Below are 26,676 nucleotides of genomic sequence, written 5' to 3'. Positions count from 1 at the left end.
AATCCGCCAACCCATTGTTTAATAAAATTTCCTTCTCTGGCACGGCCCATGCATGGGACGCTGCGAACGCATCAGCGAGACATCGTCCATGATCATGCGCACCGAAAATGCCGTCGCCGCAGTGAAAACCGCGCTCTCGCCTGCCATCAAGCCGCCGAAAGGCCGGCGCGTCATGGTCGAGACAGGCGATTGCGCCGGCTTCAAACACCTTAGTGGGCCTGGAAAGCTCCTCGCGTGACGGCGAGGGGGGCATCCAGACGGGCGGAAAGGACAAACGTCGTTGCCCCACGTCGCCGGCATGACCCGTCGATTGTCACCGCGCTGGAATGCGCGGGTCTACATGCGAAGACCCGAGCGCGCAGGACAAATTCTCGCAAGCCCGGTCGGGACTGGGGCTCGAAGTCCGTGAGCGGAGGCTAATGGCTATGGCCGATATTCGCCGCGAACAAGCCGCCTAGTGGGAAGACGCTATAGGAGGAAGCAGGTGGAGTCATCTTGCGTTGGGATCGGTGCTGGCCCGTCCAATTTGAGCCTTGCGTGTCAGATACACGAGCAAGTTGGGAAAGGGGCAGTGTTCCTGGATCGGCAGGTCGACTTCCGCTGGCATCCAGGCATCGCATTCGATTCCTCGGAGCTCCAGGTCAGCCACTTCAAGGACCTGGTCACTCTAGTGAATCCGCGATCAGCCTACACTTTCGTAAACTTCCTGCACGAGAACGGGCGTCTGTATCACTTCCTGAACGCACAGTTCGAAGCCGTGCTCAGAGTGGAGTTCGAACAATACCTGAACTGGGTCTTCCACAGGAACCCACTTGTGCGCGGCGGCGAGACAGTGCGCGAAATCCGCTTTGACGGCGAGTTTCAGGTGCGGACCGATAAGGCGGTTCTCGGCGCCAGAAACGTTGTGGTCGGCATTGGCAAGCAGGCGCAAATTCCGCCTCAATTTCAGGGCTGGATCGGACGCAACCTGTTCCACTCATCTGTTTTACTGCACATCCACCCTGAGGTGCGGAGAAAGCATGTCTGCGTGGTCGGCGGAGGCCAGTCGGGAGCCGAGGTGATGTTGCACCTTGTCGGCCTACCGAACGAACGGCGGCCTGCCTCGATCACTTGGGTCTCGCAGCGCGAAAACTATCTGCCTCTGGACAACAGCCCGTTCACAAACGAGTTGTTCATGCCCTGCTTTTCGGGTCGCTTCGCGGCGATGAGCGAGTCGCAGCGTAAGCTGCTCCTGCGGCGTTTCGTGCTTGCTTCGGACGGCATTTCGGAAAGCACGTTGCGCGCGATCTATCAGGCGCTGTACCGCCATGCATTTTTCGAGCCATACCGATGCGACATCACACTGCGGCCGGGCTGCACCGTCTCGCACTGCATCAACGCCGGACCGGGTCACAGGCTGACCCTGCAGCATGGCATGGACGAGGTCGAAGAAGTCACGGCTGACATCGTCATCCTGGCCACCGGTTACGAGAACGCGGTCCCAAGCTTGTTGGAACCGATCATGGGCCGCTTGGAGCAGATCGACAATGAATTAGCTATTCGCGAGGATTTTTCGGTGAGCTGGGACGGACCGTGTGACAGACGCATCTTCGTACAAAATGCGAGCCTCGGGCAGCGCGGCCTGGCCGATCCCAACCTAAGCTTGCTGGCCTGGCGCGCGCGTCGCATCCTCGATAGCCTACTTGGGCGCGCGCCATGCGCGAACCCCGAGCATCCTGGCTTCATCACTCATACCTCGATCGAGAGCTGGCCCGACCACGCAGCCGAAGAAATGGGCAGTGGAATATGACTCGTATGCTTTTGATGATCGGCGGTGGCATCCTAGGAATGATGCCCGCCTGCGCTGCGGCGAACCCCGGAGGCTTCTCCGATATCATCGTGACCGACCAAGCCCTTCGACCAAGCGGCGCATCGCATCACTCTGGGTGCGTGCATTTCCCCTACGGTTGCCAAGGCCGTACCAAGTCGCTCACTCGAAAGACCGCCGTGGTCTTGGCGGCCATGGCTGGGTCGGCAGGTAGCGGATGGTGCCAGCCTTTGGCGATGCGTGTCGTGGTTGAACCGGGTGAAGCGATTGATCCGGCCCAGTTTGCGGAACCCCTAGACCCGGCTGAGCCTGACATAGGCAGTCTCGCGCCGAGCTTCTGCGGACAGTATCCGCCGGAGCGGAACGCACTTAGCATCGCCTCCCTCATCACGTGAGTCCGTCTCCGTGGACCCGCAACTTGATCAGCGCCCGACCGCCCTAATTGGCATGTCCAACCAAACCAGTCTTTCCAACAGGAGGCTTTCGCATGTTGACTGATGCACAAAGAGAAAAGTGGCAGAAGGACGGATACGTCAGGCTCGAAAGGTTCTTCGATCCAGCGGCTCAGGAAGATATCTCTACCTTTGTCGAAGATATGTCACGCTGGGCCGTTAGCGATGATAAATGGCTCATGTGGTTCGAGAAGACGACGGACAATCGAAAGATCACCTCCAAGATGGAGAATTTTCTCGACTTCCATGATCCATTGCGTCGCTTGCTCTTAGAAGATCAGCGCATAAAGTCAGCGGTCGAGGATTTGCTTGGAGAGGCTTCGCGCAGGCTCAAGGAGTTGCTGATTTTCCACTATCCAGACAGCGGCGGCTATCTCCCGCATCAGGACATCTATCACATTCCACACAAACTCCCCGACCGGATGGTCCATGCGGTGGTTGCCATAGGCGTCGACGACTCCGACGAGGAAAACGGCGGGCTTTTCTTCAGCCCCGGCAACCACGAAAAGGGGGTGTTTCCTATGGATGCCGGTGGGGTGATCTATCCTCAAGTTGCCGAAAAGTTCTCCTGGGAACCCGTAGTATGGAAGGCTGGCGACATCTTCATCTTCGACGATTACGCACCGCACTACTCACGACCGAACAAAAGCAATCGTTCTCGGCGGACACTCTACTTGGTGTTCCAGCGTGCTTCAACCGGCGGGCCGACCCGCGCGGAATATAACGTGCTTAAGCGCGCCCTTAACCCACCCGAGGGCAAAGTGGCCGATCTCGACAATCTCAAGCCGCCAAATGGCATCTTCTATCGCGATTGAGCTCACGCAGGCCAGGCGGAGGCATGCACACGACTGATCGACCGCTCAAAAATGCGCGGACGGTATGGCCGTCTGATTTGCGGGCTCGCGGAGCATCGACCGCAGCCCGTTACGACGCTTTGGCACGTGGATTGCGGAGGTGGTCGCAGCAGGTCTTCTGTGCGCCTACAGCCCGACTAGTGCCCCCCTTGGTCGCCCGCTTGCCGGCCCAGAGCTGCACTATCCTGGCCGGGCCGCCAATGGTCGGGCTGCCGTTTCTGTCCACGAATTGCACGGGAGGCTGTCGCGTTGGCAGCCGAAGGTCCGTCCCACTCTTCAACAGCTTAGGTTCGTTGTCATGCGCAAATACACGTTTTCTCGAACGGAACTGTCGCGGGCGTTCGGTATCGACACTGCCACGCTTGGAACGGGCAGCGCTCGCACGGGGTTTTCATTCGGAAAGGTTGGACTCGGCGTCACATCCGAGCCCCATCGGCACGACGAAATCGAGGCGTTCGTGTTCCTGTCAGGATCGGGCAATGTCAGGACCGACCGGGGGGAAATCTCGGTCGAGGCGGGCGATGTCGTTCTGTTCCACCCTTTTGAAGCGCATGTGCTGCGAAACGACGGAAACAAAGACCTAGATTTCGTCGCTGTCTACTGGCGAGACGGCGAGGCCGCCCTTGATGCCGCTGCAAAGACCACGGCTCCACGCGGCCCAATCTTCGTCTTCTCCACGCCGCCAACGCCAAATGGCGATCTGCATCTGGGGCATCTTTCTGGCCCCTATTTCGGCGCTGACGTCTATACTCGTTTCCTGCGCATGAAAGGAGTCGAGGCCTATCACCTGACCGGAAGCGACGATTACCAGAGCTACGTCGCGACACGCGCCGATGCCGATCAATCGACGCCTGCAAAAGTCGCGCGCTACTACGCCGACGAGATTCGCGCCACGCTTGCACTTCTCGATTGTGACATCCACAGCTTCCAAGCCACAATGGACGATGACGGTTACGGCCAGTTTCAAGCCACGTGTTTCCGGAACCTTCTGAGCAGCAAGGCTGTAGATTTGCGCCAGAGCCCAGCGCTTTTCGATGCCGTGACAGGCCACTATCTTTACGAGCCCGATGTTGGCGGCCTCTGCCCCGATTGCGGCGGCTCCGCCGCAGGCAACATCTGCGAGGAATGCGGTGCCCCAAACCTTTGCCACGACCTGCGTGCAGCGCGGTCACGGCAGTCTGCCGAGGTGCCGCTGGTCGGCTCTCTCCGCCGTCCGGAACTTGCCATGGACCAATGCTACGACAATATTGACCGGCATCTAAGGGCGTCGGGCGTCCCGCTACGGATCTTGGATCTCTTCGCGCGCCTTCGCCAACGCGGCGAATTTTCAGTGCCCATTACCCACCCCTCGGACTGGGGCCTGCCGGCCGAAGGGTTCCCGGGGCAAGTGATCTGGGTCTGGCCGGAGATGGCCTTCGGTTTTCTTTACAACATCCAGGCGCTCGGCCGCTCGCTGGGTCGTGACTGGAAGGCGGAGATGCCCAGCAAGGACTGGCAGATTGTCCATTTCTTCGGCTTCGACAATTCGTTCTACCACGCGCTACTCTACCCCGCTCTTTACGCCGAGGTCTTCTCCCACTGGACGCCACGCATCCGCTATCACGTCAACGAGTTCTACCTGCTCGACGGCAAGAAGTTCTCAACTAGCTGCCGCCATGCGGTCTGGGGCAAGGAGGTTCTGAGCCCAAAGACAGTCGACGTCGTGCGCCTCCATTTGGGCCTGACACGCCCGGAAGGTGAGCGGTCGGATTTCACGCTGGACGCGCTGCGCCGCACCGAGAAGGAGGTCTTCCAAGGGATTTGGCTGAACTGGCTTGATGCGTTGGACCAGGAAATCAAGCAGGATTTTGCCGGCCGTGTACCCGATGCAGGCGACTGGAGCCCAGTCGACCGCGCCTTCTTTGCTCGCATAGAGATCTATCGCGCTGCGATGGAGCGGGCATATTCGGACGAAGGCTTCTCGGTCCGACGCGCGGCCGCTCAGGTCTGCGATTTCGTGCGCGATTGCGTGATCTACCGCGGGGCGCGAGACTTTGCGGCGGCGCGACGTTTCTATCCTGCCCGCAATCGGACTTCGCTAGCCCTTCAGACGACGGCCGCTGCGATCCTGGCACCGACACTCGCTCCGCTGATGCCCCGCTTCGCCAAAACGCTGGCGCGAGGCATCGATGGCGCCTCAACCGAAACATGGCCCCGGTCCGTCCAGCGCCTTGCGCCCGGGACGCGCTTTGATCTCGGACCCGTGTTGGTGTTCTACGCGAAATCCGGCAATCCTCATCTCGATGACGAGGAAACACTATGAGCCCAATGGTGCACCAGTGAGCTGTCCCCATCTCGACCAGATCTGCGCGGCAATCAAAGCCGACGATGCCAAATATCTTGACTCGCTGTCACTGGCGAGGGAAGCCGCTCTGAACGGTAGAGACTAGATTAGCTGACCTGAACCAACGCGTCGTCAAACAACCCTGGCCCGCCCCTTCAAGGACCGCTCGGCCGATCGCTTCCCAGCCCGTGCTGTTCGTGCCGAAAATGCCGTGTGGGCTCGACTGGGCTGACCAACCTCTTCGGCATCGGGATTTCCGTCCTCCAGCCGGTCAAGGCTGTAATGCGGTTCGACCCGCTTGGTCAAGCTGGCGCGCCCTGGACCGTGCGCCGATCACCAATGTGGATGCGAATGCCTTCGATTCTGTCCGAGCGTGTACCGGCGCGGCAGTCAGCCGAAGAACCGCTGATCGGAATGTAGCAGGTCCAAATTCTGCCCCTGAAGCCGGATATTGCTCAATCAGCGTTGACGATGGCTTGGTGCACAAGCTTCCAACCAGACCGCGCAATGACAGCCCGTCGCCTGAGGATAGTCGGCGAGGGCCGCCAAATCGCAAGCGTATCCTCGCGTCGCATGCGCGCCGTCTTCGCCGAAAATGCAGACGCTTGCCTCGTCGAGAGATACATCCAGCTATTTTAGGGGGCTCCTCAGGATTGCGTGTTTGCTCGGGTGCGGACCGCCCCTCAGTTCCCAATCGAGGAGCGATTCTACAATTCACATGTTTGGAGATCGCTCGCTAGCCCGTCTTATGCACGACGATGTGGCTTTGAGGCTGACGGATGTAGCTTAAGCGATTGATTTGACGTAGGATTCGGTTGCTTAGGCCAACCCTTCCACCGCATCTCGCGAGCCACACCCGCCATGACCGAGGATACGTTGCTGCCGCTGTCTTTTCCAGCCGTCGGACGCAAGAAGGTCACAGCTGCGTTTGACGGCGGACGCATCACCTCGGATGGCGGCGTCATGCTTTTGGCCGCGGCCGAGCGACGCCTGCAACTGGCCGACAGGCTGGCCGCTGCGATCCACGATCCGCGCGATCCAGCGCGCGTGACGCACGCTATGGCCGACATCCTGCGTGCCCGGATCTTTGCCATCGCCTGCGGCTACGAGGATGCCAACGATCTCGACCGGCTGCGCACCGATCCGGCCTTCAAGCTCGCCTGCGGGCGGCTGCCCGACAGCGGGATTGATCTGTGCTCGCAGCCGACCTGTTCGCGGCTGGAGAACCTGCCCGACCTCAGGACCGTCATCCGGCTCGGCTGGGTGCTGGTCGATCTGTGGCTGTCGAGCTATGCCGCGCCGCCGAAAAGCGTCACGCTCGACATCGATGATACGCTGGATGTCGTTCACGGCCATCAGCAGCTCTCGCTCTTCAACGCCCACTACGACGAGCGTTGCTTCCTGCCGATCCACATCTACGACGCCGCGACAGGACGCCCGGTCGCGATGATCCTGCGTCCTGGCAAGACCCCGACGGGCAAGGAGATCCGCGGCCATCTGCGCCGTCTCGTGCGCCGCATCCGCGCGCGCTGGCCGACCACCCGCATCCTGATCCGTGGCGACAGCCATTACGGCCGGGCCCAAGTCATGGCCTGGTGCGAGAACAATGCGATCGACTACCTCTTCGGCCTACCCGGCAACAAGGTTCTGCAGCGGCTCGTCGACGAGAGCGCCGACGACATCCGCACCCGCCGCGCGCTCGAGCGCAAGTCTGTGCTGCGCGGCTATGCCGAGACCCGCTACAAGGCGAAGTCCTGGAAGGCCGAACGCCGCACCTGCGCTCGCATTGAGGCAACCACCCTCGGCCTCGACATCCGCTTCGTCGTCACCAAGCCGCCCATGCAGAGGTATTTCAATTCGAGGTAGTCCTCGAGGCCATGGCGGGATCCCTCCCGCCCGATGCCGGACTGTTTTATCCCACCGAACGGCGCCGCTTCCGAAGACATCCGGCCGGTATTTACCCCGACCATTCCATATTCCAAGGCCTCGGCGACACGCCAGACACGCTTCAGGTTAGAGGCATAAAAATACGCCGCGAGGCCGTAGATCGTTTCATTGGCATCACGCACGACCTGATCCGCATCGTTGAAGCGAATAATCGGTGCGAGCGGCCCGAATGTCTCTTCTTGCGCCACGGTCATCTCGCTGGTGACACCGGTCAGGACCGTTGGTTGGAAAAACGTGCCATTCGTGCCGACGCGTTTGCCCCCGCATCGAATTGCGCCGCCTTTAGCTACGGCATCGGCAATATGGGATTCAATCTTGGCCAAAGCCTGCTTGTCGATGAGAGGCCCGATGTCCACTCCGGGAGCGAAACCGTCACCAACTTGAAGTTGGCGAGCCCGTTCCACGAATTTCTCGACGAACTCGTCGTGAACGCGCGACTGGACGTAAAGGCGGTTCGCTGAAACGCAGGTCTGGCCGGCATTGCGGTACTTCGCCTGGATCGCACCGTCAACCGCGGCATCGATATCGGCATCATCGAAGACGATGAAGGGTGCATTGCCGCCGAGCTCTAGGCTGACTTTTTTGATCTGGTCCGAGCACTGGCGCATAAGTAAGCGCCCGATCTCAGTAGACCCGGTGAAGCTGATCTTGCGGACCTTGGGATTTGTGCAAAGTTCGCGGCCGACCGCGTCACCTTCGGACGCATAGATCAGGTTGACGACGCCTTCGGGGAAGCCTGCCTGATGGGCGAGGGCGAACATTGCTCCAGCCACGAGCGGCGTCTGTTCAGCGGGCTTGAGGACAATCGTGCAGCCCGCCGCCAAGGCTGGCGAGATTTTGCGCGCCACCATCGAGGCCGGGAAATTCCATGGGGTTATCGTGCCGACCACCCCGATGGGCTGCTTGATCACCAGCATTCGGCGGTCCGTCGATGGTGCGGAGATCGTCTCGCCATAGACGCGATTTGCCTCCTCGGCGTACCATTGCAGATACGCCGCAGCATGCGATATCTCCGATTTGGCCTCGGCAAGCGGCTTGCCCATCTCCGCGGTGAGAATTGCAGCGAGATCGTCGGTGTGGTCGATGATCAACTCATGCCATCGCCATAGAACATCGCTGCGCTCACGTGCGGTAAACCCTGCCCATCCAGGCTGCGCGATATAGGCCTTCTCGATTCCAGCGCATGTCTCTTCGACTCCCATGTCAGGTAGTTCTGCCAGCACTTCACCGGTCGACGGGTTGAGAACCTCGAATGTCCGCTCTCTAATCCGCATGCCAAGTGCCGGCAGGCGATCGATGGGTCTAAACAGGTCAGGGGATCTCAGGTGACGGATCATCGGCGGGCACAGGGGCAATCGGTTTCCTCCTCAACGCTAGGCGTATATAGCAGGTTCGGTATGTAGTCCGGACGTCCAAGCTCCTCATAGGACCTCGGCCAGACAGCTAGCAGACCACGGTTGCCAACTGGAAAGGGAGAATACCTGAATTCGCTAGAAGATGAGTCGCGGTTCTACTAGCCGGGCTCGACCGGCGGTTGCGCGCGGGCAGGTCCGGCCCGCGCACAACCCTGCCAAAGGTCTTCGCGGCCAGCGCCTGGTTCTACGTGCCGGCCACCGCGTCGTTCGGTCGGCAATATTTGTTGTAGATCGTGAATGCGTCGGTGCCGTTCAGCTTCTCCATCTCCTGCATCCAGCCGTTGACCGGAATGCGGTAGGGCTGGTTCGGCCGCAATGTCGCGTTGACCTCCTCGTCCAGCAGACCTGCGGGTTCGTCTCTCTGCGCCAACGGCGCTCCTCATCACGTTTCGCTCGGTCTTGATCATTCTCGTTGAGGATGAGGTTGAACATGCGATCGGCCTCGAAGCCCATCATCTCGCCCAAAACGAGCCATAGGCGGTGAGGGCGTTATTGTAGCCGCCGCTGACTGAGACCGCTCGGTCGAACTCGCTGTCGGCGCGGTTGGTGGTCGCCTTGAAGATCAGACGCTCGAGGAAATGGGCAAGTCCGGATTTGCCGGGTGGCTCGTCGGCGCTGCCGACCTTGTACCAGACCATATGAGTGATGATTGGCGCGCGGTGATCGGGGATGTCGACCCTTCCATGCCATTGCCGAGCAGGAAATCCGCGATCTTGCCGCCGTCGGTGGCGGCCAGAGCCGGAGCGGTCGTCACCAGGCCAGGGCGGTGGCAGTGAACGCCTTGCGCAGCCAGGGGGCGATCGATGGCTCCGGTTGGAAAGGCAAGGTTCGAGGCAAAGTGATTTGGTCCTCATTTTGTTGAACGCGCTGCGTCTTCGCCTCCCCGTAGGAGGATCGGCGGGCAGCGCCGAGCCAGATGAATTATGGGCCAGGCCCTACTCGAGCCCCATCTTCGGCTGGACCCAGGAGACCTGCGGCGGTGTTCTTGGGGAGGTGGCCATTGGAGGGATTTTCCTTGGTCCGCGACGTCTCGCGGACGACCAGGCATGCACCGTGCCAGATCAGAAAACCATTGGAGGCTGTCGACAAATCGGGCTCTGCCATGTTGCGCATCCGACATTGTGGGCGATCGAACAGGGCTGAAGGCGACGCGAGCACGGCTGAGAATATCTTCTTCCTTCGGAAGACGATTAGGCGCGCTGCCGGAGAGGGGTACGCCCACAATGGAGTGCGCCAGCTGATCGGGGCTTAACAATTTTTCGCTTTTTGCTGCGCCCAAGTCTCGGCTATGACTCGGACAGGCCCAATGGCCTGCCCACGTTTGCATTGTAAAAGAAGGAACAAGTATATGCCGACTGGAACGGTAAAGTGGTTCAACAGCACCAAGGGGTTTGGATTTATCCAGCCCGACAATGGCGGTCCGGATGTTTTCGTCCACATTTCCGCTGTCGAACGCGCGGGCCTCTCGACCCTCGCTGACGGCCAGAAGATCAACTATGAGATCGAGCAGGACCGCCGCACTGGCAAGTCCTCAGCTGGCAGCCTGAGCAAAGCTGGTTGAAATTTTCTCCTGCGTCCTGGCAAGAGTAGGCACGTAGGTCCGGAGGTCCTCACGGCCGCTCGATGGGGGCGAGCAAAAACTGAGGGCGGCAGATTGCTGCAGGCGTCGCGAACTCCTCATGAAACAAAGTTGTTTGAAAGGAAGGCGGGGTTGGCCCCGCCTTTTTATATGACGCGCAGATTAAGCCGATGGCTGCAACGCTCCAGAACGAATCTCAATTGCCGAAATCAAGCCGCGACCTTCTTGCGGGTTCGCTTCGTCGGCGCAGGTTCCGGCGCTGCCGGCGCCTTCGGTTTGCGGCCGAGCCCCATCGTCTTGGCCAATGACGAGCGCGCCGCGGCGTAGTTCGGCGCGACCATGGGATAATCCGCGGGCAGGCCCCATTTGGCCCGATATCCATCCGGCGTCAGCCCATAGTGGGTCGACAGATGGCGCTTTAGCGATTTGAATTTCTTCCCGTCCTCAAGGGAGATGATGTAGTCCGGTGTCACCGATTTCCTGATCGGGACTGCAGGCGTAAGGGCAACCGGCTCTTGCGCAGAGACACCTCCGGCCGTCGCTCTCAGAGCCGCATGCACTTGGCCGATGAGGGCAGGGAGATCCCCCACCGGGATCGGATTGTTGGAGACATAGGCCGACACGACATCGGCGGCAAGCTCAATGAGGGTGTCGACGTTTTTTCCGGCTTCTTCTGTCATGAAACTCTCCAGGCGGTGAAACATAGTCAGCGAAGCGTCGCTTCATAGGGCCGGTTGCCGCCGAAAGCAACAATGTCTCGACAGCGTTATTGCCAATGCTCGTCCAGAAGCGACATCGATGCGCCGTATTTCCCGTCGTGACGCTGAGCCACTCGTTGTTGGCGACGCTGCCGAGGTGCGTGACGCGTCCCGGCTGTAAGAGACCGTTTTGAAAATCGGCTGGCTATGGGTTCCGTCTGAGGCTTGGTTATGATTCAAGCTGTTGATGTGGACAGAGCAGAGCCGTGGGCGGATGGCCCAGATTGCCAAGAAGACCAAGCGCTACCCGTCTGATTTGACGGACGAAGAGTGGGAGCAGTTCGCACCGTTGATGCCCAAGCCTGGGCGTCGCGGCCGTCCGCGCGAGGTTGATTTCCGGGAGGTGGTCAACGCCGTGCGCTACCTGGTCCGCTCGGGTTGCGGTTGGCGGATGCTGCCGATCCATTTCGGACCCTGGCAGACGGTCTACGGCTGGTTCCGCGAGTTGGCTCGGCGCTTTCTGTTCCAGACCATCCACGACGTGGCGCTGATGCTGGATCGCGAGCGAGCCGGGCGCGAGGCCAGTCCCACGGCTGGTGTGATCGACAGCCAGTCGGTCAAGGCTCCGCAAGCTGAAACAAGGGGTTATGACGCCGGCAAGAAGATTGTCGGCCGCAAGCGACACATTGCCGTCGATACGGATGGGCGGCTGTTGATGGTCAATCTCACCACCGCCGACATCTCCGACAGTGCCGGCGCTCAGGCGATCCTGGATGGTATNCATGATCCTTGTCGCAATGGGCGGCAATCTCATCCGCCGAAACGCTCATCCGTGAATTTCAAAACGGACTCTAACTTTGCGTCGAAGTTGCTAGTAGTCTCGGGCCTAAGCGCGGTATTTTGTCTCAGTATTACTTCTTTGGACTGTGAAATAGAGCGATCGTGATCGCTTGCTGGTGGGCGTCAGGGACGATGGATCAAACGTTCATTGGCAATGGCCAAAGCGACGTAAGTTCATCGCCCGGTGAGCCGCTCTTGCTGGGAACCGCCGCTGGTAAAACCAAGGACATCAATGTATTTCGAGGCGTTTCCTTAGCCGGTCCTGGAGAGACAGCAATCGCTGCGGACGACAGCTGTTCCACGATATCGAACAGCGCGGCGACACGGGCAGCTTCTCGAGTCTGGAGCGGCTTCTCGCAAGCTGGCGCCGCGCCGAGAGGCCGGGCAAGGACAGTGCGTCGCCTGCTTCAATCATACGCGTCAACCAGCCAGCGACGCTGTCCCATATGGAATCCCGCGACCGGCCGTGTGATCTCGCCGGTAGTCGCCCCGGCCCTCTGCACGAAGCCTCGGGATGTGCTGACGATCAACCAGGCCACAAAGGTCGACGTCCTGAAGCAGGGGCCACATGAGTTTGCCACTATGCGCAGCCTTGCCATGCGCTTCCGCGGCATTTTGCGGGGCCTGTGAATTGGGCAAGCTCGACACTTCGATCGACGTGGCGTCAACTCCGGGTTCGTCGCCATCACGCGTTTCGGTCGGGTCCTACGCCGTGACGCTGACGCCGTTCGCGATGCCATTGAACTACCGTGGAGCAACGGCCAGGCGGAAGGGCTGATCAACCGCCTGAAGACGATCAAACGTACCATGTAGGCAGAGCGGGCTGCGAACTCCTTAGGGCACGCATGCTGCCACTCAGCCGGCCTGATCACCACACAAAGCGAGGAAGAACCTAGTCAAGTGCAAAGCGACAATTGCCTCGACAGCGGGTCCCGGAAGGTTTATGCTGCCCAATGTTACCGCAATCCGGAATGGCGATTGAGTACCTTCACGTGTGAGGGAGTGGAACTGCTTTGTCGGCCAAATTGTTGACGGAACGCCCGGCGCCCATTGTTGCTACATGTCTAGATTCTTGGGGCGTTTTGGATGATGCAATCCACCATCTCACTCCAAAGGGCAGTGGAATCTGGAACAATGTCGCTTTTGTACGCACGACATCCTTCGTGCCGGATTGGCATATTGTCTTTAACTCTGCTTCTCTTTTTGGGCTCCCTGTTGATATCGAGGCGAGCCCAAACAGGACAATTTTTGCAATCGGCGAACCGCCGACGAAAGCTCATCGCGCATTTCATGAAGGGCAGGGGAACAATACTATCGTCCTGACGTGTGACGCAGAGCTGGCTGCTCGGCAGAGCGCAGCGCGCCGATTCGTTTTGTCTCCACCTATCACTCGGTCTTGGTCGGTAAACAAGACATATGACCAACTTCTGGTCAGCGAAGTCGTGGATAAGCCGCTTCGGCTCTCATGGATTACCAGTGACATCGCCCTGCTTAAAGGACATCGATATCGGCTGGCGTTTCTGGAACGGCTGAGAAAGGAGCTCGATTTTGACCTGTTCGGCCGAGGTTTTCGGCTGATTGGAGATAAATGGAACGCACTCGCACCTTACCGTTACAGTATAGCGTTCGAGAATACTCGTGCCGATTACTATTTTACAGAGAAGCTTATGGACTGCTTCGTTGCTGAAACAATGCCGATCTATTACGGCAGCCCGGCAATCACGAGGTTCTTCCCTTCGGACTCTATGGTTCTGATTGACCCAGAGGACAAGAACGTAATCCAAAAAATTCAAGAAATCATCGACTCGGACCTCTGGAAGGAACGTCGCGGCGCAATAAGAGAGGCGAAGCGGCTAGTCCTCGAGAAATACAATACGTTTGCCTATCTCGCGGGCTTCATCGAAAGCGTTCAGGATAAACCCTTACCGCCAGAAATTATACACATCGAATCGCCTGAAGTTGATTTTTCGATAGACGAATGAAGTACTCCAACGCTCGCTTCGCGTGCCCGGCGGTTGGTGGTCTGGCGAGATCGGTGCGGAACGCTCGGCGGAGAATGCCTGCTGCGCAGACGGGCCGGCACGGGCGCACAAGGTCATGCGCCCCGGCTGCCGCTGATCAGACGAACTGGGGAAGGCCAGGAACGGAATTGAGGACCTCGTCCACGAGTTCGTCGCCGGCATGTTCCTTGGCGCAGGCGATCGTCTCGTTGGCGAGGGCGGCGATCTTTGCCATGCTGAGACCCTCACTCATCAATTGCTGCCCGAGCCCCATAAGGCCGCCACCCTCTGGGTCGTCGCCATGATACTTCGCTACTAATTCCGAAGCTCCCGGAATGGCCTCGATCATGCGCGCGCCGTGACCGTCGGCCGCGTGGCTCCGCAGGAACCCCAGCATTAACCCAACGGCCTTCTCTGCGAGAGCCGGGCCGATGCCGGCACCAGTGGCGATGCGCGGTAAGATTTCTTCCATGCAGGGTCTCTCTCTCTCTTTAATTAGGTTTACAAGGGGCCGGTCCGGCGCCCCGCGCCCTTGGCCGAACCACAATTGAACTCCACAAAATAGGCCAGCGGCAGTGCTATTGCGCCTAAAACCGCCTCTGTCAACGCAAGCTGCGTCGGACGTGCGTGTTTCGCAAACCGAAGATCATTCCAATTCACTTCATTACGCATTGGCAACCGCACAGTTTGCGGTGGCTCCCCGCGCCCGTCAAATGATGACGACAACATGGTCATCGCCTAGGATCCTGAATCAAGGTGTGAGGCAGTTACAGCGGGTGGACCTGCTCAAGCGCCGCGCCGTCCTCGCGTAATGGGAGTTTGTAGAAGCGGAGCTATATGCCGGTGTGACGATCGATAAAAGCAGAACGGCTATTCCGATACGGCATCCATACTGTCGCATAGACCGTCGGTATTGAAACCGCCATCGCTGGTGACATCACAATGTGCAGTCGGCGGGTGTCGACAAGGCCGATTCACGCAATCAGCAGGTCAGGAGGAACGAATGAACCCTGACGTTTCAGAAGCTCACTTTTCGCAAGGCGTGCAGCGCACATCGTGCAAGAGATTGCCAGTCTTGCGGATGCTATCGACTTTCTCAACCTTGGCTGGAAGATCGCAGTGACCGAATCTACGAAGCCGCCCTCAGGGCGTGCTTTGATGCATACAACTGGTTGCCGAGCAGGGATACTCCTTCTCCCTGAAGCCAATCGAGAAGAGCGATCACTTCCAAGAGGGTCCCAGCTCAGCAGCGAAAACAGGTGTCAGACCCCGGTCCTCTCCCTCAGCTGATCTAGCTCAGGGCCTTCATGAGCCGCAGATCGCATAGTGGCTGCGTGCACGACGCAGGAAGACCATTTATGAAAATCCTATTCAGAACGATGGCTGTCACCTTGCTGGCACCCACCGCCTTTGCTGCGGATTCGATCCCCACCGATCTCAGAGATACGGCATTGGCCACCTTCAGGGCTTTGCCATCCATCACGCCGACAGTCGCCAACAACCCGATCACCCCGGAAAAGATCGCTCTCGGCAAGGCACTGTTCTTCGATCCACGCGTCTCGGCGTCAGGCGTCTTGTCGTGCAACTCGTGCCACAACCTGGCCACCGGCGGCGACGACAATCACGAAACCTCGATCGGCCATGGTTGGCAGAAGGGACAGCGCAACGCGCCGACTGTACTGAACGCTGTCTTCAACATCGCCCAGTTCTGGGATGGTCGTGCCGAAGACCTGAAGGCTCAGGCAAAGGGACCGGTCCAAGCCGGCATCGAAATGGCCAATACACCGGGCCAAGTCATCGCCACGCTCACGTCCATGCCGCAATATGTCGAGTGGTTCGATGCAGCTTTTCCGGCTGAAGCGGATCGGGTCACCTTCGACAACTTCGCCAAGGCAATCGAAGCCTTCGAGGCGACACTGGTCACGCCGGCCCCCTTCGACAGCTTCCTGAATGGTGATGAGGTTGCCATGACTTCCGAACAGAAACAGGGCCTGGCGCTTTTCATGGACAAAGGCTGCTCGTCCTGCCATGCCGGCATCAACGTTGGTGGGCAAGCCTATTTCCCATTCGGCCTCGTGGAACAGCCCAGCGCCGAGGTCCTGCCGGAAAAAGACAAGGGCCGATTTGCGGTCACCAATGCAGCCGATGACTACTATGTTTTCCGCGTGGCGCCGCTGCGCAACGTTGCACTCACCGCGCCATACTTTCATTCGGGCAAGGTTTGGGATCTGAAACAGGCCGTCGCCATCATGGGGACCACCCAGCTTGGCGTAGTACTGGCGGACGAAGAAGTTGACCTGCTTGTTGCCTTCCTCAACTCGCTGACCGGAGAGGCACCCGAGGTCGCCTATCCCATCTTACCCTCCGAAACGGCGACAACGCCCCGGCCTGTAACGCAGATCTCAGGAAAATAAAGGGCCAGCTGGCTGCGGACGTGGCAATCGACAAGATGCAACTTTTACTTGGACGGACGAATCGCGAGGTCCATTTCCGAATTGGCGGGAGACGCTAGCAATACCCGAAACCTGCCACCTCGCCCGTAGTCTGCGCAAATCAACTAGGGAAGCGGACAGACGCGCAGCATCATATATTGTCGCCGCCTGAGCGAACGCGCCGAGCAGTCTACTTTGAGAAACGACGTGTGTACGATTTGTTCGAGGCGCGGGGCCTGTATGTTCCCAAGGACCAATACCATAGCGTAGTGTCACATTCATATTTCTGCGGGATGAGGACACGTGCCGAAGGAAAATCGCACATTTTCGCCGAGTGGCTTATTTCCAAGAATTTGATCGGTTTGGCATATTCCCGGCCGACATCCGCCAGCCGGCAACTCCCCACACGGTGAGGAAGAGAAGCCTCACGCCTGCACTTTCTGCCGGAGCGCGCGTGCTGCAGCGACCATGTTAATGAGGGCAGGGCGGACCTCCTCCCATTTGCGTGTTTTGAGGCCACAGTCCGGGTTTATCCACAGTTGGCCGTCGGACAGTCGCTCGCGGGCAAGCATGACTAAGTCCGAAATCTCGCCGACTTCCGGGACGCGTGGTGAGTGAATATCATAGACGCCGGGACCGATTTCGTTCGGATATTTGGAGCTCGTGAAGGCGTCCAACAGTTCCATCTTCGAGCGCGACGTCTCAATCGAAATGACATCCGCATCCATTCCAGCGATCGCGTCGATGATCTCGTTGAACTCCGAATAGCACATGTGGGTATGAATTTGAGTCGCGTCCTTTACAGCCGTTGAAGCGATCCGGAAGCATTCGACAGCCCAGTCGAGATAGACTTTCCAGTCAGATTGGCGCAGTGGCAATCCTTCGCGAAACGCGGCCTCATCGATCTGGACCATCCTTGCGCCGGACCTTTCGAGATCCGTCACTTCGTCGCGGATGGCGAGCGCGATCTGGCGGCAGGCTTCGGAGCGGGGTACGTCGTCGCGAACAAAAGACCAGTTGAGAATGGTGACTGGGCCTGTGAGCATTCCCTTCACGGGCTTTTCCGTAAGCGACTGAGCGAATTGCCACCAGCGCACTGTCATCGGATTGCGCCTCGATACGTCGCCGAAAATGATGGGGGGACGCACGTAGCGCGACCCATAGCTTTGTACCCAGGCATGCTGGGTGAGCGCGAAGCCGGACAACTGCTCGCCGAAATGCTGTACCATGTCGTTTCGCTCGAACTCACCGTGCACCAGCACGTCCAGCCCGATCTCTTCCTGCCAGCGAATTGCAGCCTCGATCTCCTTCTTCAGGAACGTCTCATAGTCGACATAGCTCAGCTGGCCCTTCGCATGAGCGGCCCGCGCCTTGCGTACCTGCGGCGTCTGCGGGAAGGACCCGATGGTCGTCGTCGGGAACGGCGGCAGCCCGAGTGAGCCGGCTTGGACTCTGGAGCGCTCGGCAAAAGCGCTCTCTCGTCGCTTCGCGCTGTCGTCAATGCTAGCGATCCGCCCCTGAACAAGCGGGTCATGGATCCTCGTGGATGTCACGCGCGTGGCGGCAGCCTCGGCAGACGCTTTCAACGCGCCAGCCACCGCATCTCTGCCTTGGGACAGGGCCCGGGCCAGCAACACCAATTCGTCGGTCTTCTGGGCCGCGAAGGCGAGCCACGAGCTGATGTCGGCGTCGAGTTCCGTCTCCATGCGCAGGTCGATCGGCACATGCAGCATCGAGCAAGAAGGCGCGATCTCGACGCGGTCCAAGGGCCAGCCGGCGACGATCGGTTTGATGCGGTCGAGAATGGCGGGCAGGTTCGCACGCCAGACGTTGCGGCCGTCGATCAAGCCAAGCGAGAGCACCAGATCCTTCGGAGCGAGCCGACCCACCGTTTCCAGCTGCTCGGGAGCGCGCACGAGATCAATATGCAGCCCGGCCAGGGGCAGAGAAACCGCGGTTTCGAGATTGTCTCCCAGATGCCCGAAATACGTAGCCAGCATGATCTTCAGCTCGGGCGCGGCTTTCGACAGCTGGCCATAGGCGAACTCGAACGCAGCTCGTTCGTTGGAGTTCAGATCGAGGACAAGCGCTGGCTCATCGATCTGCACCCAGTCGGCTCCCGACAGCTTCAGCCTCTGCAGGAGTTGCTCGTAAACGGGCAGCAGCCGCGGTAGGAGCGCGATAGGATCGAACCCTTCGGCAGGCGATTTCGCCAGCTTGAGGAAGGTGATGGGTCCAAGGATGACTGGGCGTGTGTGAATGCCGAGAGCTTTGGCCTCGAGGAAGTAATCGACGGGTCTCGTCGACGAGAGGGCGAACGTCTGATCATCATCCAGTTCCGGAACAATGTAGTGGTAGTTTGTGTCAAACCACTTGGTCATTTCCATCGCGGTTACACCGGGCCCATGAGCCGCCTCCTGGTGACCAGCGTGTGCACAATCCTCCGTCTGACCCTGGTTGCCGCGCGCCATTGCGAAGTAGATGTCAAGTGGGACCTCGCCGCTATTCCAGCCGTAACGGGAGGGAATGGCGCCGACCATGGCTGCGGTGTCGAGCACATGGTCGTAAAGCGAGAAGTCGTTTGACGGTATTTTCGACACGCCGCGATCGCGCTGCTCTTCCCAGCTAGCGGCACGGAGCGCCTTCGACGTCGTGAGAAGGTCGCCAGCGGACGATGTTCCGGACCAGTAGCTTTCAAGCGCGAATTTCAGTTCTCGCCGACGACCGAAGCGCGGCACGCCGAGCGTTGCTACAGGAATTTGCTGAGAGTCAGTCATGTCATACCCCGATGGTTGAGGCGTCGATGACAAGGAAGGCGCTAGCAGGCCGGCACGAACGCCGGGTGGCAGCGGCCACCGAGACACCCCGCCCGTGGACGTAATTCGCCGTGGCAGGTCTCCTGGCTCGCGGGGTCATAGCCTCTACCCCTCTTCCCAAGGCTATTCGCCTCAGTGACATGAGTGGGTTTGGCTCGCCGCTAACAGTTGCGGGGGCAGCGCCGGCATCGCACCGGCTTCCCTCTTAGCTCCGCCGCGGCAGCGCCGTGCGGAGAACCACGACGCGCAGACAATCACAGCAGCCCGCACCTCGTCAATACCGCATAACGAAATGTTTATGTCGTTATATAGTACGTCCTTTACGTCTTTGTCTGCATTGTAAAATATTCAGTCCGCCCATTGCCGGAGCTGCACCCCTGCCACCATTGTCCAACTAGCGGATTCCTGTCGGGCTGCGACGCAGCTTGGGTGAACGACCTGTTCTCATAGATTATTGGCATCCACTCGTCCGTCCCATGCCGGCAGAACAACAAGCCGAAGTTGGCCCGTCCCGTCCTGTAATGAGATTGACGAGGATGAAGCCCAGCTGCCAGTTCCGCTGGTCCCAGACCAATGGCGAACCAGTCTGCCCGCATTCGGCATCCTTCGCTGCTACGCGGGACGTGATCGCAAGTTCAAGTGCTCCGACGGACGCCGCGAGTTCTCCGTTACCTCAGGAACCTTACTGGCCTTCCCCAAGCTGAGCTTCTGGAAAATGCCGGTGGCGATCTCGATGACGGTGAATGCCGTCAAGGCAAGCCCGTCTTGCACCGCTCTTCCAGCGAGCTTCACGGCAGCAGAATCGGTCAGTTCTCCGAAGCGAATGGCTGTCGCTATCAGCGAGCTTTGACACAGTTCCGCCACTGCGATGATCGCGTCAGTAGGGCGGCTGGTTAGTTGACCGCGCATCTACAGCAACCCAGCCCGTTCCGCCTCGCGGCGTAAATTCTTCCTTGGCCTAGGGCCTATCTGTTGGATTACCAATCCGGCCGCCAGTGAGCCAAGATCGCCGCAGGTCTGGAGGTCGCGCCCCTGTGTGTAGCCATGCAGGAAACCGGCGGCGTAGAGATCGCCGGCGCCCGTCGTGTCGACCAGTTCCTTGATGGCGGTCGCCTGGATGACCACTGTCTCGTCGCCACGCACGATAACCGAGCCCTTTTCGGAGCGGGTAACCGCCGCGATCCGGCAGTCCTTGCGGATCTGCGCCAGCGCCTCGTCGAACGACGATGTCTGGTAGAGCGACTTGATCTCGTGGCTGTTGNGATCTGCGCCAGCGCCTCGTCGAACGACGATGTCTGGTAGAGCGACTTGATCTCGTGGCTGTTGGCAAAGACGATGTCGACCGTGCCCGAACGCATGAGGTCGAGGAATTCGTCGCGGTAGCGGTCGACGCAGAACGAATCCGACAGGGTCATTGAGACTTCGCGGCCCGCCGCATGCGCCAGCTTGGCTGTCTGCCGGATTGCTTCCTTGGCGCGCGGCGGATCCCACAGATAGCCTTCGAAATAGGTGACCTTGGCGCCAGATGCCTTGTCGGCCTCGACATCTTCCGGCCCTAGCTCGATGCAGGCGCCGAGATAGGTGTTCATCGAGCGTTCGCCGTCCGGGGTGACGAAGATCATCGAGCGTCCCGTCGGCGGCTCGCCCTTGAGCGGTTTGGTGTCGAAGGCGACGCCCTGCGCATGGATGTCGTGCGCATAGATTTCGCCCAGCGCATCGTTGGAGACCTTGCCGAAGAAAGCTGCGCGTCCGCCGAAGCTGGCGACGCCGACGGCCGTGTTGCCGGCACTGCCGCCGGAGGCCTCGATCGCCGGGCCCATGCGGATGTAGAGCAGTTCGGCGCGCCTCGTATCGATGAGGTTCATCGCGCCCTTGATGATGCCGTTGGTCTCCAGGAATGCCTCGTCGCACTGGGCGATGATGTCGACAATGGCATTGCCGATGCAAAGCACGTCATAATCCGGCATCAATGTCTCCGCCAAAAACCCACCGGCTTTCTGGCATGCCGGGCGCGGGCGGGTCTGGCCAGTGGGAATGGGCTTTCCGCTTGCCAATCCGTTCGGCGCCAGCCCTCACGGGGCGGCAAGTCCTGCCTCGCGACGCAATTCGTCGGCCCTGTCTGTCTTCTCCCAGGTGAAATCAGGCTCTTCACGGCCGAAATGGCCATAGGTCGCTGTATCGCGGTATATAGGGCGTAAGAGATCAAGCATCTTGATAATGCCTTTCGGTCTGAGATCGAACAACTCCAGAATGAGGCGCTCGATCCTGCTTTCCTCGACCCTGGCTGTCCCGAACGTGTTGACCATGACGGAAACCGGACTGGCCACGCCGATTGCGTAAGCAAGCTGCACCTCGCACACGTCCGCAAGTCCGCTAGCGACGATGTTCTTTGCGACATAGCGGGCTGCATAGGCAGCTGAGCGGTCAACCTTGGACGGGTCCTTGCCCGAGAAGGCGCCGCCGCCATGACGACCCATCCCGCCATAGGAATCGACGATGATCTTGCGTCCAGTGAGACCGCAGTCGCCGCGCGGCCCGCCGACTACGAACCGCCCCGTCGGGTTGACCAGAATTCTGATGCCTTCCGTCTCCAGGTGGGTCGGCAGGACAGGCTTTATGATTTCCTCAATGACGCCCTCGCGGACAGTCTCTTGCGAGACCTGCTCGTCATGTTGCGTCGACACGACGATGGTATCCAGGGCGACCGGGCGCAACCCCTCATAGCGCACTGAGACTTGGGATTTCATGTCAGGACGCAACCAGCCAAGCTGTTGTGCCTTCCGGACATACGCCTGCCGTTTCGTCAAGCGATGAGCGAGCTGGATCGGCAAAGGCATCAGGGTATCGGTTTCGCGGCATGCGTAGCCGAACATGAGGCCCTGATCTCCCGCTCCCTGCTGCAGGTCTTGCCCTCTTCCCTCGTCAACGCCTTGGCTGATGTCGGGCGACTGCTCGGTGAGGGCATGAACGACGGAGCAACGCCGGCCGTCAAAGCCGACGGCCTCGTCGTCGTACCCAATGCCGAGAATCGTATCGCGCGCAACTTGGCTGTAATCCACCTGGGCATCGCTGGTGATCTCGCCAGCCAGAACGACTATCCCTGATTTTACCAACGCTTCACAGGCGACGCGCGCCTTGGGATCTGTGCGGAGGATGGCATCGAGGATGGCATCCGAGATGTTGTCGGCCAACTTATCCGGGTGCCCCGCGCCAACCGATTCGGAAGAGAACACGAACTGCCTAGCCATGAATACCTCGCTTCGGATGTTGGATGTGGTATGGGCATTTTGCTTGGCCGACCTTACTTGTCGCAGATGCCCGGGACCTCGAACGCAGCGCACAAGTCGGCAACGTCTCTTCGCACGCAGGCATGGAGATCTTCGTCGTCTGGCCGCTGGAGGACGGAGTCAATGAAGCCAGCAATTTGCACCATTTCCACATCGCGCATGCCCATTGACGTCACTGCTGGCGCCCCCAGGCGAATTCCGCTTGTGACCGCCGGATCCCGCGGGTCGCCGGGCACCATATTAAAGTTTGTGATGATTCCTGCCTTTGCTAGTCGCTCGGCAAAGGCCTTGCCCGATAGTGGCCGATCGCGAAGATCAAGGATCAGCATGTGATTGTCCGTCCCCCCGGTCACCAGGTCATAACCTCGCTCAAGCAGTGCATGTGCCAGAGCCTTGGCATTCTTGACCGTCTGTTGGCCGTAGCTTCGGAAGGACGGGTTCGCGGCTTCGTGCAAGGCAACCGCTAGCGCAGCGATGGCATTCATGTGGGGCCCGCCTTGCAGGTGAGGGAAGACCGCCCGGTCTATTCGTCTGGCGAGATTGTATTTGCTCTTTGTATGATACAGGGCCTGATAGCGATCTTCGTTCCTTGACAAAATGAAGCCACCGCGGGGACCGCGGATCGACTTGTGGGACGTGCTGCTGACCACGTCGCAATGGCCCACGGGATTCGGGTGCGCTCCCGCGGCAATCAGGCCGCTGATGTGCGCAATGTCGGCTACGAGATAGGAGTTCGCTTCCAGGGCGATTTCTGCCATTGCCGCGTAGTCAAAGACACGCGGGTAAGCAGTTCCGCCGACCCAAATGAGCCGCGGCCGTTCCCGCTTGGCTGTCTCGCGCAAGCGGTCATAGTCAATCTGCTGTGTCTTTTCATCTAGTCCATAGGGCACGCGTTGATAGTCAGTTCCGGAAAAGTTGATGGCCCAACCATGAGTCAGATGGCCCCCTTCCGGAAGGGGCAAGCCCATGACTTTGTCACCGGGACTCAAAAGCGCACGATAGACAGCCTGGTTGGCCGGCGAGCCGGAATAAGGCTGGACGTTGGCATGCTCGCTGCCAAATAGCGTTTTCAGGCGCTCAATGGCTAGATTCTCAAGCTCATCAACGATCTCGTTTCCAGCGTAGTAGCGCGCGCCGGGGTACCCCTCGGCGTACTTGTTCGTGAAAATCGAGCCGTTCGCTTCCAGCACGGCCGAGGACGCAAAGTTCTCTGAGGCGATGAGCTTGAGGGTCGTCCGCTCCTGCCGCTCCTGTCTCAGAAGCAGCTCGTGAACGCGGCGATCAACCGCGGCCAAGGAAGACCGTCCGTGGGTGTCCGGCTGTGCGATCGCGCCGTCGGCGGAGTTGTCCATGGTCGCTTCGCGCTCCAATTGGATTGACCTATTTCACGATCAAGCACGCGGTCCCCTTCGGCCGCGTGTCTCGTACCGCTTCGAGCCGCTGCAGGTCCTGTTTATGATAGCCGTCGCGATGGGGCAGGAGATCGACCAATAATTGAACCAGCCCGCCGTCGTTGGATCCTGCTTTGAGATGGTACGAGCGCCACGGAGGCTGTTCGTTGCAGCAAAGAAAGTCGGCTCTGGCGAGCAGCCGGACGTGTCGCGCAACCCGCTCTCGACACACGCCCAGAATCTCCGCTAGCTCGCAGACAGTTAGGTCCGCATGCGCACAAAGGCCCAGGATTCGAAGGCGGTCAGGATGCGCTGCCATGCGTAGGCGACTAACCAGTGTCATCATGGCTCAGGACCAAGTCCTACCGAATTTCTCATTTCGCGTTCTCCACAGAAGTTGCAGATTTCGAAGGTTGTCCAACGACCGGACAAATCTCGGTGGCCGTGACGACCGTCGATATCCTGTGTCGAACAAACAAATCGGCGCTCTTTTTGCCTTTAGCCGAATTTGCAAGCAGTTCGGCGAGTCGAAGATAAGCGGGGCCACGGTTTGGAACCACTGACCTCAGACGTTGCAATAAGCCTACCATTCACAGCGAGCCGAAGTTGCTAAGAGTCTATGAATTTCCTTGAAGGATCTGTTGCAACGTTTGCCCAGCCTGGCCTGCTCCCGGTTTGCAGGGTCATGGTCAGGCGATCCATCGCCTCTGCGAGCACGGAATTGCCCTGCATCGCATCGCTGATCAGCTCCTGAAGGCCGGGACGCAACAGCGACGCGCCGCAGATCGCGCGGTGGGTATTGCTGTCGACGACTGTCCAGCCTTGCTTTTCAGCACGCAAGCAGCAGAGCCGCAACTGATGCTCGATCGAGGCGTCTCGGTGATTGTCAGTTGAGTAGCGAGCGCCAAGCGCGACCTTCATGAGGCGGCCCCTTACTCCGGGACGCGGTCTCGCGTCTGGCTATCCGTTTCGGCTTGAACGAAATCCCGTGCGGCCTGTCGCGCCAGCAGCCGGACCAGATTGACGAAGCGTCGATCGGGCTTCGGCGACGCAGGCACAGCCGATTCGCGGGCCGCGCCGGCGACCACACGAAGCTTTTCGGCTGTTGCACGTTTCGGTCGCGCTATAATCGCGTTCCTGTCCTGACGCGAAATACTCCGTTTCGCGACAATGATGCCAAGTCACAGTGCTTCGATAAGATGAAAATTTTTTGTGATCAATAACGCGCGTCGCGCAGGAGCCAGTGCTGGCCGATGACGGGGCACCTTGTGCTCCGAAGAAGCCGTGGCTATATATCCGGATAGAGAACGGAGGCACGCGATGGGCAACACTGCACAGAAGAGAGCCATCGAGAATTATCGCTCTCGCCTGGCTGAGCGCGGCATCGCGCGGTTCGAGATCCAGGCGTTCGACGCAGACCGCGATCTACTGCGAACTCTTGCCCGAAAATTAACGGCGAGCGGGCCGGATGCCCGACAGCTTCGTCGGACCATACAGCAAGCCGTGGCGGGTGAGCCACCGAAAGCGGGCAGCATTCTCGCCGCGTTGCGTCGCTCGCCTCTGGTTGGCTCCAGTCTCGACCTCAGCCGGCCGCGCGAAGAGGGGCGCAAGATCGACCTGTGACGCGCTACCTTCTTCATACCAATATCATCAGCAACGTCATAAAGCCGGAGCCTTCGGGCTCGTTGCTGGCCTGGATGGGCGCGCAGAAGGACGAAGACCTCTTCATTGCTTCGCTTACTGTCGCCGAAATTCGCCGAGGCATCCTAGAGAAGCCGAAGGGGAAAAAGCGCAGCAGCCTTGAAACTTGGTTCGAGGGCTCCGAAGGCCCGCAAGCGCTGTTCGCTGGCCGCGTGCTATCGTTCGACGAGAAAGCCGGCCTCGTGTGGGCGCGGCTGATGGCCAACGGCAAAGCCAGAGGCCCTTCGCGGAGCGCCCTAGACACAATCATTGCCGCTATAGCTGAAGCCAACGAGTGTGTCGTAGTGACCGACAATGAAAAGGACTTCGAGGACGTTCAGATAATCAACCCGCTCCGTAGCTCTGCAAGCCAAGCGGGTGATGATAGCTCCAATGGTCCGGCCGATTCAACTTGAGGATTTCAGCGGCACGGAGTCCGAACGTCTCGTGTTCGCCTACCTTTAGCGATGGCTGGATTGATCTTGCTTAGTTCGGCCAGGGGCGTGTCTTCCAGTTCCGCTTTAACGCGATCCCGGTTCATCTAGTCAGCTCGATCTACCAACAGTTCGCACGCACGAGCGCCCCGGACAAGGCGCGATCGCAGGGACTGCGCGATATGCGTGTCGAGCTCGTCCATCTTACACTCGATCTCGTCTTCGAAGGCCTCTCGCCAAACGCCACTGTAGTCGATGCCGCGCGCGGCTCGGGGCCTTCTCATCGAGGCTTTCTCGCGACTGGTCTGGCGCGCTACCAATGGCAAGTTCGCCCGCCGGGAACTCGTCGGTCTGTACTCCCAGCTCTGGGCGTCCACATCAACTGCGGAGCTCTTGGCATCGCCGTGTTCTGCCTTTAGCTGGCAGCTCTCGAGCTCGACGAGCAGCCGATCAGCGACACCCGCGACCTCAAGTTCGACCCGGTTAACTCGATAACACCCTATTGGCAGATTCAGTCGGGGAGGATCTGCCCACTCCGATCACAAGCCGATCTTTCGACCCCGTGGTCGGGAATTCTCCATGGACTTCGTGAAGAAGGAATGCAGCGCCGAAAGCCGAAGCGCTTCCGATACATCGACGCCCCTTCCGAGACGGAGCCCCGATTAGGCATTCCTGCCACTCTATCTAGCCGACCCCCGTGGCCGCGTTGCCCATCGGTGCG

The 26,676-nt window shown here is 59.5% G+C and carries 19 protein-coding genes, 5 pseudogenes and 1 riboswitch; of the genes and pseudogenes, 12 read left to right on the top strand and 12 right to left on the bottom strand.

Features of this window, described 5'->3' with window-relative positions; genetic code table 11:
- Positions 1-88 precede the first annotated feature (88 nt).
- The 5 genes and pseudogenes from X743_RS01000000169510 to X743_RS141425 all read left to right on the top strand — a co-directional run.
- A pseudogene (locus tag X743_RS01000000169510) lies at positions 89-217 on the top strand (iron-sulfur cluster assembly accessory protein); the annotation flags it as partial.
- Positions 218-457: 240 nt separating this feature from the next.
- Positions 458-1,789, top strand: coding sequence for a lysine N(6)-hydroxylase/L-ornithine N(5)-oxygenase family protein (locus tag X743_RS141410; RefSeq protein WP_348625909.1), 1,332 nt, complete (start codon positions 458-460; stop codon positions 1,787-1,789).
- A 505-nt stretch (positions 1,790-2,294) separates the two neighbouring features.
- The gene (locus X743_RS141415; protein WP_023768676.1) at positions 2,295-3,074 is read left to right on the top strand and encodes a phytanoyl-CoA dioxygenase family protein; all 780 of its coding nucleotides are present in this window, start codon (positions 2,295-2,297) and stop codon (positions 3,072-3,074) included.
- Between the two features lie 337 nt (positions 3,075-3,411).
- Positions 3,412-5,415 (top strand): class I tRNA ligase family protein, encoded by a 2,004-nt coding sequence (locus X743_RS141420; protein WP_023768675.1) that lies wholly within the window; start codon positions 3,412-3,414, stop codon positions 5,413-5,415.
- An 882-nt stretch (positions 5,416-6,297) separates the two neighbouring features.
- A pseudogene (locus X743_RS141425) lies at positions 6,298-7,266 on the top strand (IS1380 family transposase); the annotation flags it as partial.
- Here the strand turns inward: X743_RS141425 and X743_RS141430 are convergent.
- From X743_RS141430 to X743_RS1000000174175, 3 genes are all read right to left on the bottom strand, one after another.
- The gene (locus tag X743_RS141430; protein WP_198028504.1) at positions 7,176-8,720 is read right to left on the bottom strand and encodes an NAD-dependent succinate-semialdehyde dehydrogenase; all 1,545 of its coding nucleotides are present in this window, start codon (positions 8,718-8,720) and stop codon (positions 7,176-7,178) included. The pseudogene X743_RS141425 and the gene X743_RS141430 sit on opposite strands and share 91 nt — an antisense overlap.
- Positions 8,721-8,982: 262 nt before the next feature.
- On the bottom strand, positions 8,983-9,168 hold the full coding sequence (locus X743_RS1000000174180; RefSeq protein WP_023768672.1) for a hypothetical protein: 186 nt from the start codon (positions 9,166-9,168) through the stop codon (positions 8,983-8,985).
- 82 nt (positions 9,169-9,250) lie between these two features.
- Positions 9,251-9,436 carry an insulinase family protein gene (locus X743_RS1000000174175; RefSeq protein ID WP_023768671.1) on the bottom strand — a complete coding sequence of 62 codons (186 nt, stop codon included), beginning with the start codon at positions 9,434-9,436 and terminating at the stop codon, positions 9,251-9,253.
- A 710-nt stretch (positions 9,437-10,146) separates the two neighbouring features.
- Between X743_RS1000000174175 and X743_RS141435 the strand changes: the two genes are divergently transcribed.
- Positions 10,147-10,359 (top strand): cold-shock protein, encoded by a 213-nt coding sequence (locus tag X743_RS141435; protein ID WP_023679670.1) that lies wholly within the window; start codon positions 10,147-10,149, stop codon positions 10,357-10,359.
- A 227-nt stretch (positions 10,360-10,586) separates the two neighbouring features.
- Here the strand turns inward: X743_RS141435 and X743_RS141440 are convergent, their stop codons facing one another.
- A complete protein-coding gene (locus tag X743_RS141440; RefSeq protein ID WP_023768670.1) occupies positions 10,587-11,057 on the bottom strand; it encodes a MucR family transcriptional regulator in 471 nt (156 codons plus the stop codon).
- A 265-nt stretch (positions 11,058-11,322) separates the two neighbouring features.
- Here X743_RS141440 and X743_RS0137210 point away from each other — a divergent pair.
- From X743_RS0137210 to X743_RS1000000171410, 3 genes and pseudogenes are all read left to right on the top strand, one after another.
- A pseudogene (locus tag X743_RS0137210) lies at positions 11,323-11,850 on the top strand (IS5 family transposase); the annotation flags it as partial.
- Between the two features lie 770 nt (positions 11,851-12,620).
- Positions 12,621-12,811, top strand: a pseudogene (locus X743_RS1000000173700) (ISL3 family transposase); the annotation flags it as partial.
- Between the two features lie 117 nt (positions 12,812-12,928).
- Positions 12,929-13,897: a glycosyltransferase family 10 gene (locus X743_RS1000000171410; RefSeq protein WP_084555637.1), complete on the top strand. Its 969-nt coding sequence runs from the start codon at positions 12,929-12,931 to the stop codon at positions 13,895-13,897.
- Between the two features lie 136 nt (positions 13,898-14,033).
- Here X743_RS1000000171410 and X743_RS141445 read toward each other — a convergent pair whose 3' ends face one another.
- Positions 14,034-14,387: a hypothetical protein gene (locus tag X743_RS141445; RefSeq protein ID WP_023768667.1), complete on the bottom strand. Its 354-nt coding sequence runs from the start codon at positions 14,385-14,387 to the stop codon at positions 14,034-14,036.
- Between the two features lie 886 nt (positions 14,388-15,273).
- On the opposite strand from X743_RS141445, the gene X743_RS141450 reads away from it, so the two are divergent.
- Complete coding sequence (locus X743_RS141450; protein WP_023768666.1) at positions 15,274-16,329, top strand: cytochrome-c peroxidase; 1,056 nt, start codon at positions 15,274-15,276, stop codon at positions 16,327-16,329.
- Positions 16,330-16,772: 443 nt separating this feature from the next.
- On the opposite strand, the gene metE is transcribed toward X743_RS141450, so the two are convergent.
- The 7 genes and pseudogenes from metE to X743_RS141475 all read right to left on the bottom strand — a co-directional run bounded on the left by metE (position 16,773) and on the right by X743_RS141475 (position 24,762).
- Positions 16,773-19,124, bottom strand: a complete 2,352-nt coding sequence (gene metE / locus X743_RS141455; protein WP_031258584.1) for a 5-methyltetrahydropteroyltriglutamate--homocysteine S-methyltransferase — start codon at positions 19,122-19,124, stop codon at positions 16,773-16,775.
- Between the two features lie 94 nt (positions 19,125-19,218).
- Positions 19,219-19,420, bottom strand: a riboswitch (cobalamin riboswitch).
- A 355-nt stretch (positions 19,421-19,775) separates the two neighbouring features.
- Entirely contained in the window at positions 19,776-20,072 is a 297-nt protein-coding gene (locus X743_RS141460; protein WP_023768664.1) for a hypothetical protein, read from the bottom strand.
- Positions 20,073-21,130 (bottom strand): annotated as a pseudogene (locus tag X743_RS01000000169490) (adenosine kinase). It abuts the gene before it with no gap.
- Between the two features lie 105 nt (positions 21,131-21,235).
- Positions 21,236-22,411: a methionine adenosyltransferase gene (metK, locus tag X743_RS141465; RefSeq protein ID WP_023768663.1), complete on the bottom strand. Its 1,176-nt coding sequence runs from the start codon at positions 22,409-22,411 to the stop codon at positions 21,236-21,238.
- Positions 22,412-22,464: 53 nt separating this feature from the next.
- Positions 22,465-23,802 (bottom strand): serine hydroxymethyltransferase, encoded by a 1,338-nt coding sequence (gene glyA, locus X743_RS141470; protein WP_023768662.1) that lies wholly within the window; start codon positions 23,800-23,802, stop codon positions 22,465-22,467.
- A gap of 28 nt (positions 23,803-23,830) precedes the next feature.
- Complete coding sequence (locus tag X743_RS1000000171405; protein WP_245264328.1) at positions 23,831-24,160, bottom strand: winged helix-turn-helix domain-containing protein; 330 nt, start codon at positions 24,158-24,160, stop codon at positions 23,831-23,833.
- Positions 24,161-24,450: 290 nt separating this feature from the next.
- A complete protein-coding gene (locus tag X743_RS141475) occupies positions 24,451-24,762 on the bottom strand; it encodes a recombinase family protein (protein ID WP_023768661.1) in 312 nt (103 codons plus the stop codon).
- A gap of 399 nt (positions 24,763-25,161) precedes the next feature.
- Between X743_RS141475 and X743_RS141485 the strand changes: the two genes are divergently transcribed.
- Positions 25,162-25,464 carry a hypothetical protein gene (locus X743_RS141485; RefSeq protein ID WP_023768660.1) on the top strand — a complete coding sequence of 101 codons (303 nt, stop codon included), beginning with the start codon at positions 25,162-25,164 and terminating at the stop codon, positions 25,462-25,464.
- A complete protein-coding gene (locus tag X743_RS141490; protein WP_023768659.1) occupies positions 25,461-25,937 on the top strand; it encodes a type II toxin-antitoxin system VapC family toxin in 477 nt (158 codons plus the stop codon). Before X743_RS141485 ends, X743_RS141490 begins: the two co-directional genes overlap by 4 nt.
- Positions 25,938-26,676: the final 739 nt, after the last annotated feature.

This window comes from Mesorhizobium sp. LNHC232B00 (assembly GCF_000502435.1).
Classification (GTDB): Bacteria; Pseudomonadota; Alphaproteobacteria; order Rhizobiales; family Rhizobiaceae; genus Mesorhizobium; species Mesorhizobium opportunistum.
Note: the sequence above shows the minus strand (reverse complement) of the source record. Positions and strands in the feature narration are given on the sequence as shown.

Bases quoted from the DNA above. Each gene is read 5' to 3' on its own strand.
- X743_RS141415 (WP_023768676.1), top strand. From the start codon at position 2,295: ATGTTGACTGATGCACAAAGAGAAAAGTGGCAGAAGGACGGATACGTC.
- X743_RS141420 (WP_023768675.1), top strand. From the start codon at position 3,412: ATGCGCAAATACACGTTTTCTCGAACGGAACTGTCGCGGGCGTTCGGT.
- X743_RS141430 (WP_198028504.1), bottom strand. From the start codon at position 8,720: ATGATCCGTCACCTGAGATCCCCTGACCTGTTTAGACCCATCGATCGC.
- X743_RS1000000174175 (WP_023768671.1), bottom strand. From the start codon at position 9,436: ATGGTCTGGTACAAGGTCGGCAGCGCCGACGAGCCACCCGGCAAATCC.
- X743_RS141435 (WP_023679670.1), top strand. From the start codon at position 10,147: ATGCCGACTGGAACGGTAAAGTGGTTCAACAGCACCAAGGGGTTTGGA.
- X743_RS141440 (WP_023768670.1), bottom strand. From the start codon at position 11,057: ATGACAGAAGAAGCCGGAAAAAACGTCGACACCCTCATTGAGCTTGCC.
- X743_RS141445 (WP_023768667.1), bottom strand. From the start codon at position 14,387: ATGGAAGAAATCTTACCGCGCATCGCCACTGGTGCCGGCATCGGCCCG.
- X743_RS141450 (WP_023768666.1), top strand. From the start codon at position 15,274: ATGAAAATCCTATTCAGAACGATGGCTGTCACCTTGCTGGCACCCACC.
- metE (WP_031258584.1), bottom strand. From the start codon at position 19,124: ATGACTGACTCTCAGCAAATTCCTGTAGCAACGCTCGGCGTGCCGCGC.
- X743_RS141460 (WP_023768664.1), bottom strand. From the start codon at position 20,072: ATGCGCGGTCAACTAACCAGCCGCCCTACTGACGCGATCATCGCAGTG.
- metK (WP_023768663.1), bottom strand. From the start codon at position 22,411: ATGGCTAGGCAGTTCGTGTTCTCTTCCGAATCGGTTGGCGCGGGGCAC.
- glyA (WP_023768662.1), bottom strand. From the start codon at position 23,802: ATGGACAACTCCGCCGACGGCGCGATCGCACAGCCGGACACCCACGGA.
- X743_RS1000000171405 (WP_245264328.1), bottom strand. From the start codon at position 24,160: ATGGCAGCGCATCCTGACCGCCTTCGAATCCTGGGCCTTTGTGCGCAT.
- X743_RS141475 (WP_023768661.1), bottom strand. From the start codon at position 24,762: ATGAAGGTCGCGCTTGGCGCTCGCTACTCAACTGACAATCACCGAGAC.
- X743_RS141485 (WP_023768660.1), top strand. From the start codon at position 25,162: ATGGGCAACACTGCACAGAAGAGAGCCATCGAGAATTATCGCTCTCGC.